Raw genomic sequence first — 14208 nt, forward strand, 5'->3', positions numbered from 1 at the left:
GTGACCTTATGGGAAACAGGAGCCTGTCAATGACACAACGGCCGCGCAAAGTTAAATGGGTCTTGCCGAAAGGTGCCACTCAGTTTGGTGCTCTGGCAGTTATTTTATTGATTGATAGTCTGGTTGCCCCACATTTTTTCTCAATTCATATTCAAGACGGGCGGCTGTTTGGCAGTGTGATTGATATCTTAAATCGTGGTGCTCCCGTCGCTTTATTGGCGCTGGGGATGACATTGGTTATCGCGACGGGGGGTATTGATTTATCTGTCGGTGCCGTGATGGCAATCGCGGGTGCGACAGCGGCGACGCTGACTAGCGCAGGATATCCTTTACCAATGGTCTTGGTAGCGGCACTTACGGTCGGAGCATTGTGTGGACTATGGAATGGTTTTTTAGTGGCGGTATTACAAATTCAACCGATTGTCGCCACATTGATGTTAATGGTAGCAGGGCGAGGTATAGCCCAACTGATTACAGAAGGGCAAATCGTTACATTTGATAGCGGTGGTTTGGCAAAATTAGGTAGCAGTACTTTGATGTATATGCCGATGTCAGTGGTTATTGCATTGGGTATGCTGATTATTGTGTGGTTATTGACTCGTAAAACAGCACTGGGGCTATTTATTGAGTCGGTCGGTATCAACTTACGCTCAGCACGTAATGCGGGGGTGAGTACTCGTCTGGTACTGATTGCCGTGTATGTGATTTGCGGTATTTGCGCGGCAGTTGCGGGAATTATTGTGACCGCAGATATTCGGGGCGCAGATGCGAACAATGCCGGCCTCTGGCTGGAACTGGATGCCATTTTAGCTGTGGTTATCGGTGGAGCTTCATTAATGGGGGGACGTTTTAATCTTTTGCTCTCAGTTATTGGCGCTTTGATTATTCAGGGAATGAATACTGGGATTTTACTTTCGGGTTATCAACCGGAATTCAATCTGGTTCTTAAGGCCATTGTTGTGCTTGCCGTTCTGGTGGTGCAGTCACCGATGATTTCATTAAGCCATATCTTCCGGAGGCGAAAATAATGTTAAAGCGTAATATCCCTTTGCTGATGACTATCGCCGTTTTTATTCTGGGATATGCATTTTGTCTCAGCCAGTTCCCTAGCTTTTCATCTACTCGAGTGTGGTGTGATTTACTGACAGATAATGCCTTTCTGGGCATTGTTGCTGTGGGTATGACTTTTGTCATCTTATCGGGAGGTATCGATTTATCTGTCGGCTCCGTCATTGCATTTACGGGGGTGCTGCTGGCGAAGTTAATTGGCACTTATGGTATTCACCCAGTGTATGCTTTTGCCATAGTTCTAGTGATGGGGGCGATGTTTGGCGCATTAATGGGCTGGATTATTGATTCCCTGAAACTGCCTGCATTTATCATTACCCTCGCCGGGATGTTTTTTGTTCGCGGTATGAGCTTTATTGTCTCTGAAGAGTCCATCCCCATTGATCACCCGCTTTATGCCACGTTGGCGAATTATGCCTGGAAGGTCCCCGGTGGTGGGCGTTTTACTCTGCTAGCCCTCATCATGCTTTTGGTGGTAGCGTTTGGTATTTTGCTGGCCCATCGAACCCGCTTTGGCCATAACGTCTATGCCATAGGGGGCAACAGCGTTTCAGCTGCTCTGATGGGGGTTCCAGTCCGACAAACTACGATAAAAATCTACATGCTGTCGAGCACATTGGCAGCACTGTCTGGAATTGTCTTTTCTCTCTATACCTCAGCTGGTTATGCATTGGCGGCCAGTGGTGTTGAGCTGGATGCTATTGCCGCTGTTGTTATCGGTGGCACATTACTAACCGGTGGCATCGGTACCGTCTTTGGCACCCTGTTTGGTGTTTTGATTCAGGGCCTGATACAGAGCTACATTACTTTCGATGGCACACTCAGTTCATGGTGGACCAAAATTGTCATCGGAATTTTGTTATTCAGCTTTATTGCTATCCAGAAGGCGATGAGTGCTTTTTACTTAAATCGTCGAACTCGCCCTCAGCCGCCACCGCTTAATCCTGTATAGCGCTCTGTGCTGCGTTATTCATTGGTGTTTTTAGTAGCTGTCGGATTAATGTCTGCTGGTCACTGTTTTGCAACCAAACGGCATACAGTGGCCGCACGATTGGCGGTATATCAGCGTTAATGACCAGCTGTGGATACTCTTTTTGCCAATGTTCGGGTAGAAAAGCACAACCACCGGTAGTTTCTAACAGTTTGCGGGTTAAATGGGCCGAGGTCGTGGTCAGTACCGGCATCTGCTCGCTATTGAGCAATCTATTCTCTTGCTGATGGAAATCAGCCCCCCATTCAAGTTTGATATACGGTGCCTCAATTGCATTTTTATGCTCGGTTTCACCATCAGCTTCTTCTGCTAGATCAAGGGGGGAAGATGAGAACAGCCGTAGCGAGAAATGCCCTAACAGCAAACTGGCCAATTCGTCCATTTTAGGGGCTTCGGTCGTTATCAATAAATCCAGTTGCCGTTCGTGTAACTGCTTCACCAATGATTGTCGCAGTGCAATACGTGCCTCAAGGCGCAATGCTTCGCGTTGTTTATATAACTGTTGCAACCAGGGAGTGAGATAGGCCTCCCAAAGTGATGCGGTTGCACCAATGGACAACTCGGTGTGTTGCAGCGAATGTACCACCTCTTTTTTGGCTAGCTGCCAGGTACTCATCAAGGTTTCGGCGTAGGGCAGCAGCCTTTCGCCTGCCGGGGTCAGACGAATATTATTGCGATGACGAGTGAATAAATTTGCACCTAATTGATTTTCCAACTGACGGATACGAAAACTTACCGCGGACTGCGTTAAGTACAAAGATTCAGCTGCGCGACCAAAGTGGCGAGTTCTACTGACCTCCAAAAAGGTTTTCAGTAATTCGGTATCCACACCTATCTCCAATTTTTTTTGTCGTTAAGATTTAAATGTTTTGTTTTACACGATGTCAAGCCTATCTAATACTCCGCGCCATAAACAGCACGACCATGAGAGAATTAGGAGCGTGTCAGATGGCGGATAGCTTCATCACGACCAATCGTTTTTTTGATAATAAACATTATCCTCGCGGGTTCTCGCGTCACGGCGATTTCACCATTAAAGAGGCGCAATTACTAGAGCGCTACGGCCATGCTTTTAACGAACTCGATCTCGGGAAACGCGAACCAGCAACTGAAGAAGAGCATTCGTTTGTAGCTGTATGCCGCGGCGAACGTGAGCCTGTCAGTGCTGAGGAAAAAGTCTGGTCCAAATATGTGACCCGGACTCGTCGCCCTAAACGTTTCCACACGCTGTCTGGCGGCAAGCCGCAGATGGATGCAGTGGAAGACTATACCGATAGCGACGATTAGTATCGTACCTAAAGCCGTAGGGGGGTAGCTATGTGCATCCACTCGAATTACTTACTTTTGTAAGCTTATCGGGATGCAGTTGCTTGCTACCTTTCTGCGACTCTAATGATATTAGGTACGATATTGAGGGGCTTATGCCCCTTTTTTATTTTTCACATTAGGCTCTTATGCAACTGCAAAAGTAGCCGGTCCATGCAACGATAGCTCAGTGCTTCGGCAAGATGTTTTTTTTGGATATTGTCTTCCAGAGCGAGATCCGCAATCGTCCGGGCGACTTTCAAAATATGGTGCCAGGCGCGCACAGATAACCCCAGAGTCAGCAGAACTTGTTCCAAAAATACAGCATTCTCAGGTGTTAAATAACAATGTTCGGCCACGTCCTGACTGCTAAGTTGCGTGTTTACTTTTCCTGTCCGATCCAACTGCCTTTGTCTTGCTTGTAATACCCGCTGCTTGACGGTTTCACTGTTCTCCCCCTGATGTTTTTGCGCGCCCAGCATTCCTGCGGGCAGTAAGGGTACTTCTATCGATAAATCAAATCGGTCCAAAAACGGGCCAGACAATTTTGCCAAATAGCGCAGGACTTGCTGTGGTGATGTTCGGTTATGGATACCTTGATAGTGACCACTAGGGCTAGGATTCATTGCTGCGATAAGCTGTACTCTAGCCGGGAAACACACTTTGGCTGCCGCACGGGAAATAATAATTTCACCAGACTCTAGTGGTTCACGCAGTGAATCCAGTACCCGACGTTCAAACTCCGGCAGTTCATCCAGAAAAAGGACGCCATTGTGTGCAAGTGATATTTCTCCAGGGCGGGGAATGGAACCACCGCCAATCAGTGCGGCCATCGAGGCACTATGATGTGGGGCGCGAAAAGCTCGACAGCGCCATTGAGTCGGTAGCTCATTGCTGTGTAGTAAGCCATTAATGGCTGCGGCTTCCAGTGCTTCTTGATCTGTTAGTGGTGGTAATAATCCGGTTAACCGATTGGCAAGCATGGTTTTGCCAGTACCCGGTGGCCCGAGTAACAGCAGGTTATGACCACCGGCAGCCGCTATCTCTAGTGCGCGTTTAGCCTGTGATTGCCCAATGATATCTTGTAGATCAAGATGATTATCATACTCTGTAGCATGTTCAATAGATTGACCTTGCTCGAGGGTATTTTCGCCTTGTAAAAAACCGCATACCGCTAACAAATGGTCAGCAACCCAGCTGTTGCCCTGTGGAATAAGCCCTATTTCAAGGCTGTTCGCTGTTGGCAGAATTAATTGCCGATGGGCCAGGCTACTGGCTAGCGCCGCTGGAATCGCGCCGTTAACCCGCCTTAGCGCCCCCGATAGGGCTAGCTCTCCCAGGAACTCATAGTGCGTTAATTTATCCGCAGGAATCTGTTCTGAAGCTGCCAATATGGCTAAAGCGATAGGCAGGTCATAACGCCCACCTTCTTTGGGTAAATCCGCCGGAGCCAAACTGACCGTGATCCGTTTGGCGGGAAAGGTGAAACCACTGTTGATTAATGCACTACGGACTCTATCCCGCGCCTCTTTTACCGTCGTTTCTGGTAAGCCAACCAAGACCAACCCCGGTAATCCATTGCTGATATGGACTTCAACGGTGACTGAAGGAGCCTGAATACCTAAAGTGGCGCGAGTATGAATAGTTGCCAGTGACATGATGCCTTCCTCTACCGTGATGCGTCCTTGGTGTCTGGGCGTGGCTGTAGAATGCCGCAGGTTTTTTTTCGGCACACAGAAAAAGGATTGGTTTGCGAAACCTCACGAGAAGTTTTTCTGCAATCACAATGTGAAAATCAAAAATTGCGATACAGGCTGCAAAAAAAGACCAAACTATCAATGTGGCTTTTACTGGTTGATAAATAATATGTTTATTGTATTTCGCGGCGACACTCACAAAATAATAATTTAAATAAACATTGTCAGATAACCAATAACTGTGATAACTCTGTAGGTATTCGTTCGACACTAGATAGATGAACAACCTAATTATGAAAGCGATTGTCCAAGTGATTAACCTAGTCCTAATTAGCGTGGTGGTGATTATTATCCCACCGTGCGGGGCTGCACTTGGACGAATAAAGGCATAAAAATCAAGCCTTAATCTCAAGAGAACCCCCGCACCGAAAGGTCCGGGGGTTTTTTTATTGGTACGTTAAAAGACGCGAGGAACATAAAATGCACAACAGAATAAAATCCTGTGCCTCCCGCAAAAGGTCGGGGAAATAACTATGAATGGTGCTCAGTGGGTGGTTCAAGCGTTGCGTGCACAGGGTGTTGATACGGTATTCGGCTATCCGGGCGGGGCGATTATGCCTGTCTACGATGCTTTGTATGATGGTGGTGTCGAGCATTTGCTCTGCCGCCATGAGCAGGGCGCTGCGATTGCCGCTATCGGTTACGCGCGTGCAACCGGTAAAGTCGGGGTGTGTATTGCCACTTCCGGCCCCGGAGCCACTAATCTGATCACCGGTTTGGCTGATGCTTTACTAGATTCTGTGCCAGTTATTGCTATCACCGGCCAGGTTGGTTCCGCATTAATCGGTACCGATGCCTTTCAGGAGATTGATGTACTGGGCCTGTCGCTGGCCTGTACCAAACACAGTTTCTTGGTTGAATCACTGGATGCATTGCCGGGCATTATGGCTGAAGCTTTTGCTATTGCTACCAGCGGCCGCCCTGGGCCGGTTTTAATCGATATCCCGAAAGACATTCAGTTAGCTGTAGGCGAGTTGACCCCACACTTGATGCCAGTTGAAGAGCATTTGGTTGATTCTGCCGCGGAGTTACAACAGGCCTGGGATATGTTGGCGACAGCTAAAAAACCTATGCTGTATGTTGGTGGTGGTGTTGGCATGGCGCAGGCGGTTCCGGCATTACGCCAGTTTATCGACGTCACCGGTGTGCCTGCGGTCGCGACGTTGAAAGGTTTGGGCGCACCCGATAGTGAGCATCCTTGTTATTTGGGTATGTTAGGTATGCACGGCACTAAAGCGGCGAACTTTGCGGTACAAGATTGTGATTTATTAATCGCTGTGGGTGCCCGTTTTGATGACCGCGTAACAGGGAAACTGAATACATTCGCCGCAAAAGCAAAAGTTATCCATATGGATATCGATCCGGCCGAGCTGGGTAAATTGCGTCAGGCGCACGTCGCATTACAGGGCGATTTAAAAGTATTATTGCCCGCTTTACAGCAATCGCTGAATATTCAGCCATGGCGCGATGAGGTTATGACGTTAAAACAACAGCATAGCTGGCGTTATGATCACCCCGGCCAGGCAATTTATGCCCCATTATTGCTTAAGCAAATCTCTGAACGCAAAGCCCCACAAACCGTGGTAACCACCGATGTAGGCCAGCACCAGATGTGGACTGCACAGCACATGAGCTTTACCCGCCCTGAGAATTTCATCACTTCCAGCGGTTTGGGCACGATGGGCTTTGGTGTTCCCGCAGCCGTTGGTGCGCAAATGGCTCGCCCTGATGACATGGTTATCTGTGTCTCCGGCGATGGCTCGTTTATGATGAATGTTCAGGAGTTGGGCACGATAAAACGAAAACAGTTGCCATTGAAAATCGTTTTGTTGGATAACCAGCGATTGGGTATGGTACGACAGTGGCAGCAACTGTTTTTTGATGGACGTTATAGCGAAACCAATCTTTCTGATAACCCCGATTTCATCACACTGGCCAGTGCTTTCAATATCCCCGGCCAACGTATCACCCGCAAAGACCAAGTCGACGCCGCTCTGGATGCGCTGTTTAACAGTGAAGGCCCTTATTTACTCCAGGTTTCCATCGACGAACTCGAAAACGTTTGGCCGTTAGTGCCGCCAGGCGCAGGTAATGAAACCATGCTGGAGAAAATCTCATGATGCAACATCAACTCTCTATCCAAGCCCGCTTCCGCCCTGAGATGTTAGAGCGTGTATTGCGGGTTGTGCGGCACCGCGGTTTTCAGGTTTGTGCTATGAATATGTCGCCAACGATTAATGCCGAGAATATTAATATTGAATTGACCGTTGCCAGCCAACGTCCTGTCGATTTACTGTCTTCTCAGCTGAGTAAGCTTATGGATGTCGCCTGCGTCGAGATCCTACAACCTAATACATTACAGATACGCGCCTGATGCGCCACAAGGAAAGAAAAGAATGACGAAGAAAGCTGATTACATTTGGTTTAACGGCGAAATGGTTCCGTGGGCAGAGGCTAAAGTTCATGTGATGTCTCACGCGTTACACTATGGCACGTCAGTCTTCGAAGGTGTCCGTTGCTACGAATCCCATAAAGGGCCAGTTGTTTTCCGTCACCGCGAACACATGCAGCGCCTGCATGACTCCGCCAAAATTTACCGTATGCCAGTTTCTCAGTCGGTGGATGAGCTGATGGAAGCTTGTCGCGAGACACTGCGTAAAAATAATCTGACCAGCGCTTATATCCGCCCATTGGTGTTTATTGGTGATGTCGGCATGGGTGTTAATCCGCCAGATGGTTATAAGACGGATGTCATCATTGCGGCCTTCCCATGGGGTGCCTATCTGGGTGCAGAAGCTCTGGAGCAAGGTATTGATGCCATGGTTTCTTCATGGAACCGTGTTGCACCCAACACCATTCCAACCGCCGCTAAAGCTGGAGGCAACTATTTGTCTTCCTTGCTGGTGGGCAGTGAAGCACGCCGCCACGGCTATCAAGAAGGGATTGCGCTGGATATTCACGGTTTCCTGTCTGAAGGTGCCGGTGAAAACCTGTTTGAAGTGAAAGATGGCATTCTGTTCACACCGCCATTTACCTCTTCTGCTCTGCCAGGTATCACGCGCGACGCTATCATCAAACTGGCTAAAGATATGGGTCTGGAAGTCCGTGAGCAAGTCTTGTCACGTGAATCTCTCTATCTAGCGGATGAAGTGTTTATGTCCGGTACTGCGGCAGAAATTACCCCGGTTCGTAGTGTGGATGGCATTCAGGTCGGCATTGGTAAACGCGGCCCGATTACCGGCAAGATTCAACAAGCCTTCTTCGGCCTGTTCACCGGTGAGACCGAGGACAAGTGGGGCTGGTTGGATCCAATCAACCCGCGTTAATTTATCGCAGATAGAATAAGCAGGTGGTTCGTTCGCCACCTGCAATACAGAATAACCTGGAGTGAAGAGACAATGCCTAAGTACCGTTCCCATACCACCACCCATGGCCGCAATATGGCCGGCGCCCGCGCACTGTGGCGCGCTACCGGTATGACCGATGATGACTTCGGCAAACCGATTATTGCGGTAGTTAACTCATTTACCCAGTTTGTACCGGGCCACGTTCATTTGCGCGACTTAGGAAAACTGGTAGCGGAGCAAATTGAAGCGTCTGGCGGCGTGGCTAAAGAGTTCAACACTATTGCGGTGGATGATGGGATAGCAATGGGCCACGGCGGCATGCTCTATTCATTGCCTTCACGTGAATTGATTGCCGACTCTGTAGAGTACATGGTTAATGCCCATTGCGCGGATGCCATGGTCTGCATTTCAAACTGCGACAAAATTACCCCAGGGATGCTGATGGCATCTCTGCGCCTGAATATTCCGGTGATCTTTGTGTCCGGCGGCCCGATGGAAGCCGGTAAAACCAAGCTGTCCGACAAAATCATCAAGCTGGATCTGGTGGATGCCATGATTCAGGGGGCTAACCCCAATGTCAGTGACGCCGACAGTGAGCAGATTGAGCGCTCTGCCTGCCCAACTTGCGGCTCTTGTTCTGGGATGTTTACCGCCAACTCGATGAACTGCCTGAATGAAGCGCTGGGGCTGGCTCTGCCGGGTAACGGCTCATTGCTGGCAACTCATGCGGATCGTAAGCAACTGTTCCTGGATGCGGGCAAGCATATTGTCGAGCTGACCAAACGTTATTACGAACAGGATGATATCAGTGCCTTGCCGCGTAGCATCGCCAACAAAGCAGCATTTGAAAATGCCATGACGCTGGATATCGCTATGGGCGGTTCCACCAATACCGTGCTGCACTTGCTGGCAGCGGCACAGGAAGGGGATATTGATTTCGATATCAGCGATATCGACCGTTTATCTCGTCAGGTGCCTCATTTGTGCAAAGTGGCGCCGAGCACTCAGAAATACCATATGGAAGACGTGCACCGCGCCGGTGGTGTCATCGGTATTTTAGGTGAGCTGGATCGCGCCGGGTTGCTTAACCGCGACGTCCGTAACGTATTAGGGCTGGATCTGCCACAAACATTGGCGGCTTATGATGTGATGCTGACCGGCGATGAAAAGGTCAAAAGCATGTACTCTGCAGGCCCGGCGGGTATCCGTACCACCAAAGCCTTCTCTCAGGATTGCCGTTTCCCATCACTGGATACTGACCGCCAAGAGGGGTGTATCCGTACCCGTGAACATGCTTACAGCCAGGACGGTGGTTTGGCCGTGTTGTACGGTAATATCGCCGCTGATGGGAGCATTGTGAAAACCGCGGGTGTGGATAAAGACAGTTTGACCTTCCGTGGCCCGGCTAAAGTTTATGAAAGTCAGGATGATGCAGTAGCCGCTATTCTGGGCGGTAAAGTGGTGGCGGGTGATGTGGTTGTTATTCGCTACGAAGGGCCGAAAGGCGGGCCGGGGATGCAGGAAATGCTGTATCCGACCACTTATCTGAAATCCATGGGGCTGGGTAAGAGCTGCGCATTGCTGACGGATGGCCGGTTCTCTGGCGGGACTTCTGGTCTGTCAATTGGTCACGTTTCTCCGGAAGCGGCCAGTGGTGGCCTGATTGGTTTGGTACAAGATGGCGATTTCATTGATATCGATATCCCGAACCGTGGCATTAAATTGGATGTGAGTGAGTCTGAGCTGGCTGCTCGTCGTGAAACTGAAGAGGCCCGTGGTGATGCCGCATGGTCACCTAAAGCCCGCGAACGTCAGGTTTCTTATGCCCTGCGCGCTTATGCCCTGCTGGCAACCAGTGCCGACAAAGGTGCAGTACGCGACAAAAGTAAGCTGGGAGGCTAATACCCATGGCGGTATCTCAACCCTTATCTGCTGCCCCTTGTGGGGCAGAATATCTGCGGGCGATACTTCGTGCGCCGGTGTATGAGGTGGCGCAAGTCACCCCGCTGCAAGTGATGGAAAAAATCTCTTCCCGCCTGGGTAATACCATTTTGGTGAAGCGAGAAGACCGGCAACCGGTGCACAGCTTTAAACTACGCGGTGCGTATGCCATGTTGGCAGGGTTGAATGAAGAGCAGAAAGCGTGTGGCGTGATAACCGCGTCGGCGGGTAACCATGCGCAAGGTGTGGCGCTTTCGGCCAGTAAACTCGGTATTAAGGCTCTGATTGTGATGCCGGTGGCAACCGCTGACATCAAAGTTGATGCGGTGCGTAGTTTTGGTGGTGAGGTGCTGCTGTTTGGTGCCAATTTTGATGAAGCCAAAGCTAAAGCTATTACACTGTCCCAGCAGCAGGGGTATACCTTTGTGCCTCCGTTTGACCATCCGGCAGTGATTGCCGGGCAGGGAACACTGGCGATGGAGTTACTCCAGCAAGACGCACATATTGACCGGGTATTTGTCCCGGTCGGCGGTGGCGGGCTGGTGGCCGGCGTGGCGGTGCTTATCAAGCAACTGATGCCGCAGATTAAAGTGATTGGGGTTGAGGCTGAAGATTCCGCGTGTTTACAGGCCGCGTTGAAGGCAGGTAAGCCGGTGGATCTGGCGCGTGTCGGGCTGTTTGCTGAAGGTGTGGCCGTTAAACGCATTGGTGATGAGCCTTTCCGCTTGTGTCAGGAGTATCTGGACGAAGTTATTACTGTCGACAGTGATGCTATCTGCGCGGCGGTAAAAGACTTATTTGAAGATGTGCGTGCCATTGCGGAGCCTTCAGGCGCGTTGGCACTGGCGGGGCTGAAAAAGTATGTTCAGCAGCACAATATTAAAGGTGAGCGGCTGGCTCATGTGCTGTCTGGCGCTAATGTTAACTTCCACGGTTTACGTTATGTGTCAGAACGCTGTGAACTGGGTGAGCAGCGCGAAGCCTTACTGGCGGTGACCATCCCGGAACAAAAGGGCAGTTTCCTACGTTTTTGTGAGTTGTTGGGCGGCCGTTCAGTGACGGAATTTAACTACCGTTATGCCGATGCAGATAACGCCTGCATTTTCGTCGGGGTACGTTTAACCCGCGGTTATGCCGAGCGGGCGGAGATTTTGTCCGAGTTGCAGGAGAAAGGTTACCAGGTCGTCGATTTGTCCGATGACGAAATGGCGAAGTTACATGTGCGCTATATGGTTGGGGGGCGTCCTTCCAAACCGCTGCGTGAGCGCCTTTTCAGCTTTGAATTCCCGGAGTCACCCGGTGCATTGCTGAAGTTTCTGCATACCTTGGGTACACATTGGAATATATCTCTGTTTCACTATCGCAGCCATGGCACTGATTTTGGTCGGGTTCTGGCGGGGTTTGAGTTGTCGGCAACTGAACCGCAATTTGAACAGCACTTGAGCGCACTGGGCTACGATTGCCATGATGAAACGGATAACCCGGCATTTAAATTCTTTTTAGCGGGTTAGTCGGTGTAGTTAGATATAACTTCATTTTCCTGCCTTATTTAAACCCAATCTCAATCGAGGTTGGGTTTTTTTATATTTATCATTCCCGCATTAATAATACTTTGAAATTTCATATTTCCTCAAACATTCTTTAAATATGAGAAATATAAATTAAATTGATTATCATCATGTGACTGAAGTTAATGATCTATTAAATCACGATTGTATTGCCCTTAATAGGGTTGAGTAGTCCTTAATGAAATAATGGAGTTTATAAACATGAGTATTTTGGTAAGTTTGGTAGCTACCCAAGAAAAGGCCTCTAATGCTGAACCGAATCATTCAGATAATGCCAATAGTAGTATATCTGAACCAAAAATTATATCAGATACACTAACTATTTCTGATTTTGAAACTGAAGTTAATGAACTTGGAAAACAGAATAGCTATGTATATAAAGATGCAAATGGTAATGTAAGAAAAAATGTCATTATATTGTATAAATATGGTGCGTTTTATTTTCTGCATGAAACTAATTATGCTTTTTCAAATAACCCCAGTGATGAGCTTTATAGAGCGTCAGTTAATATTGAAGTATATAGTAATGGGGATATAATCAGTTCCCATCATTTATCCTATACTGAAGAGCAAAAAATAACAGATAGTGTTAATAAGTACTATTCATATTATCAAAATTATACAGAAGTCCATATTGAGCGTGATATTAAAAATAACCATACCACAGAGATTGTTACTGAGGTGGATTCTGGTGGTGGTTCGAAGTACGTCAAAGTTGCATATCATAATAAAGATGGACATCTCACCAAAGTGGTTGAGGAGTACCGTGCTAATGGTATCTTGACAAAAGAAATTGAAACCAAATATACAGTTTCAGACAGCAATACTGGTGAGGATTATAAATCGGCCACTATAACTACACTCTACTTAAAAAGTGGTGCAGTAAATATCCAAACTGATTATTTAGATAAATATGGAAAGAAAAAAAGCACTATTAATAAGACCACTCATCGTAACGGTTGGAAGGCCGTAAACGTCACGAGATATAATTATCACTATAAGAATAATAAACATACTATCAACATGTTTGAAGTATGCAAGCTTAATGATGTTCTTTATAAGACAGTTGAAACTAAAAGTAATGTTTCAGATAGCAATACTGGTGAGATTTATAAATCATTCATTTTGACTACACGTTATACCCCCAAGGGTAAAGTCTACAGTACCTGCCGTGAAGATTTTGATGGACAGGGAAATAAAATAGAGTCTAATGAGATAAATACCTCTAATGAAATTAAAACTAAATATAAAATTTCAGATAGCAATTCTGGTAAGAATTATAAATCGTCTGTTGCGACTACATACTATGGCCCATTAGGTGAAGAACATATCGACAGTGATTATTTTGATGAACAGGAAAATAAAATAAAAAATGTTCATGAGACCGATCATAAGAACGATTCGAAGAATGTCAAAATTACGAATTATAATTATAATCAACAGATCACCAAAGAGGTTGAAGAACACTATGTTAATGATCTTCTTATTAAGAGAGTTAAAACTAAATATACAGTTTCAGACGGCGATACTGGTAAGACTGATAAATCGGTGGTTATTACTACGCACTATGGCCCTGAGGGTGAAGGCGATATCAAAAAGATTAAAAGTGAATGTTTGGATAAGCAAGGGAATATAATAAAGACTAATTTAAAAGTATATATTGATAATGTTGTTGATAAAGAGAATATAATAGAGTATGCAATTTTAGACAGCAATGCGAATAGGAGGTATAAGTCAGTTACTACTTTTATAACATATAGTGTTAATGGGGGATCCAAGGTTGTAAGTGAGTGTTTTAATATGCAGGGGAATATAATAAAATACTCTGAGATGTTATATATCAACCATATTCTGAAAGGTGCAAGTGAGAATTATTTTAATGATTCAGGTGTTCGTGAGCGTAATGTTACCATTAATACCAATTATGATACTGATGGAAATGTTAGTGGCTATAGTGAAATTGAATATAAATATAATAAGTCTAAAGATATCCTAGGTAGGCAGAATAAAGAATATGATATTTATGGTCAGGAGATTATCAATATTAAAGATAGAACTATCAACACTTTTGCTAACGTTGGGCCTGATATAAATTCATTAATCGGGGCAATGGGGAGCTTCCTTGCTCAAGAATCGCCACTTTCGAGCATCGATTTTTATGTAGAAAGTAATATGCTCAATACTTTTGTAACAGCGGATAACCCATCCAGTATTCAGCAATAAATAGTATT

Annotated in this window: 12 protein-coding genes; 10 read left to right on the top strand and 2 right to left on the bottom strand. The window is 47.0% G+C overall.

Annotated features, from left to right (window positions below):
- Positions 1-8 precede the first annotated feature (8 nt).
- Positions 9-1028, top strand: coding sequence for a galactofuranose ABC transporter, ATP-binding protein YtfT (gene ytfT, locus DJ58_RS08285; protein ID WP_072187058.1), 1020 nt, complete (start codon positions 9-11; stop codon positions 1026-1028).
- On the top strand, positions 1028-2020 hold the full coding sequence (gene yjfF, locus DJ58_RS08280; RefSeq protein WP_032911341.1) for a galactofuranose ABC transporter, permease protein YjfF: 993 nt from the start codon (positions 1028-1030) through the stop codon (positions 2018-2020). Before ytfT ends, yjfF begins: the two co-directional genes overlap by 1 nt.
- Here yjfF and hdfR read toward each other — a convergent pair.
- The gene (hdfR, locus tag DJ58_RS08275) at positions 2007-2888 is read right to left on the bottom strand and encodes an HTH-type transcriptional regulator HdfR (protein WP_032911343.1); all 882 of its coding nucleotides are present in this window, start codon (positions 2886-2888) and stop codon (positions 2007-2009) included. The genes yjfF and hdfR overlap by 14 nt on opposite strands.
- 119 nt (positions 2889-3007) lie before the next feature.
- Here hdfR and DJ58_RS08270 point away from each other — a divergent pair, with 119 nt between their 5' ends.
- The gene (locus DJ58_RS08270; RefSeq protein ID WP_004710064.1) at positions 3008-3346 is read left to right on the top strand and encodes a MaoP family protein; all 339 of its coding nucleotides are present in this window, start codon (positions 3008-3010) and stop codon (positions 3344-3346) included.
- Between the two features lie 152 nt (positions 3347-3498).
- Here DJ58_RS08270 and DJ58_RS08265 read toward each other — a convergent pair whose 3' ends face one another.
- A complete protein-coding gene (locus DJ58_RS08265) occupies positions 3499-5022 on the bottom strand; it encodes a YifB family Mg chelatase-like AAA ATPase (protein WP_004710066.1) in 1524 nt (507 codons plus the stop codon).
- A gap of 332 nt (positions 5023-5354) precedes the next feature.
- On the opposite strand from DJ58_RS08265, the gene ilvL reads away from it, so the two are divergent.
- From ilvL to DJ58_RS08235, 7 genes are all read left to right on the top strand, one after another.
- Positions 5355-5453 carry an ilv operon leader peptide gene (gene ilvL / locus DJ58_RS22790; protein ID WP_071817873.1) on the top strand — a complete coding sequence of 33 codons (99 nt, stop codon included), beginning with the start codon at positions 5355-5357 and terminating at the stop codon, positions 5451-5453.
- 141 nt (positions 5454-5594) lie between these two features.
- Positions 5595-7241: an acetolactate synthase 2 catalytic subunit gene (gene ilvG, locus DJ58_RS08260; RefSeq protein ID WP_004710067.1), complete on the top strand. Its 1647-nt coding sequence runs from the start codon at positions 5595-5597 to the stop codon at positions 7239-7241.
- Positions 7238-7495 carry an acetolactate synthase 2 small subunit gene (gene ilvM, locus DJ58_RS08255; RefSeq protein WP_032911346.1) on the top strand — a complete coding sequence of 86 codons (258 nt, stop codon included), beginning with the start codon at positions 7238-7240 and terminating at the stop codon, positions 7493-7495. The genes ilvG and ilvM overlap by 4 nt, the downstream gene beginning before the upstream one ends.
- A gap of 22 nt (positions 7496-7517) precedes the next feature.
- Positions 7518-8447: a branched-chain amino acid transaminase gene (locus DJ58_RS08250; RefSeq protein WP_004710070.1), complete on the top strand. Its 930-nt coding sequence runs from the start codon at positions 7518-7520 to the stop codon at positions 8445-8447.
- A 72-nt stretch (positions 8448-8519) separates the two neighbouring features.
- Positions 8520-10370, top strand: a complete 1851-nt coding sequence (ilvD, locus tag DJ58_RS08245) for a dihydroxy-acid dehydratase (protein WP_004710071.1) — start codon at positions 8520-8522, stop codon at positions 10368-10370.
- Positions 10371-10375: 5 nt separating this feature from the next.
- Complete coding sequence (gene ilvA, locus DJ58_RS08240) at positions 10376-11920, top strand: threonine ammonia-lyase, biosynthetic (RefSeq protein WP_004710073.1); 1545 nt, start codon at positions 10376-10378, stop codon at positions 11918-11920.
- Between the two features lie 258 nt (positions 11921-12178).
- On the top strand, positions 12179-14200 hold the full coding sequence (locus DJ58_RS08235) for a hypothetical protein (protein ID WP_032911348.1): 2022 nt from the start codon (positions 12179-12181) through the stop codon (positions 14198-14200).
- The last annotated feature ends 8 nt before the right edge of the window (positions 14201-14208 follow it).

The organism is Yersinia frederiksenii ATCC 33641 (assembly GCF_000754805.1).
In the GTDB taxonomy this organism is placed as follows: Bacteria; Pseudomonadota; Gammaproteobacteria; order Enterobacterales; family Enterobacteriaceae; genus Yersinia; species Yersinia frederiksenii.

Excerpts from the sequence above, each read along its gene's own strand:
- ytfT (WP_072187058.1), top strand. The coding sequence starts at position 9 with ATGGGAAACAGGAGCCTGTCAATGACACAACGGCCGCGCAAAGTTAAA.
- yjfF (WP_032911341.1), top strand. The coding sequence starts at position 1,028 with ATGTTAAAGCGTAATATCCCTTTGCTGATGACTATCGCCGTTTTTATT.
- DJ58_RS08270 (WP_004710064.1), top strand. The coding sequence starts at position 3,008 with ATGGCGGATAGCTTCATCACGACCAATCGTTTTTTTGATAATAAACAT.
- DJ58_RS08265 (WP_004710066.1), bottom strand. The coding sequence starts at position 5,022 with ATGTCACTGGCAACTATTCATACTCGCGCCACTTTAGGTATTCAGGCT.
- ilvL (WP_071817873.1), top strand. The coding sequence starts at position 5,355 with ATGAAAGCGATTGTCCAAGTGATTAACCTAGTCCTAATTAGCGTGGTG.
- ilvG (WP_004710067.1), top strand. The coding sequence starts at position 5,595 with ATGAATGGTGCTCAGTGGGTGGTTCAAGCGTTGCGTGCACAGGGTGTT.
- ilvM (WP_032911346.1), top strand. The coding sequence starts at position 7,238 with ATGATGCAACATCAACTCTCTATCCAAGCCCGCTTCCGCCCTGAGATG.
- DJ58_RS08250 (WP_004710070.1), top strand. The coding sequence starts at position 7,518 with ATGACGAAGAAAGCTGATTACATTTGGTTTAACGGCGAAATGGTTCCG.
- ilvD (WP_004710071.1), top strand. The coding sequence starts at position 8,520 with ATGCCTAAGTACCGTTCCCATACCACCACCCATGGCCGCAATATGGCC.
- ilvA (WP_004710073.1), top strand. The coding sequence starts at position 10,376 with ATGGCGGTATCTCAACCCTTATCTGCTGCCCCTTGTGGGGCAGAATAT.
- DJ58_RS08235 (WP_032911348.1), top strand. The coding sequence starts at position 12,179 with ATGAGTATTTTGGTAAGTTTGGTAGCTACCCAAGAAAAGGCCTCTAAT.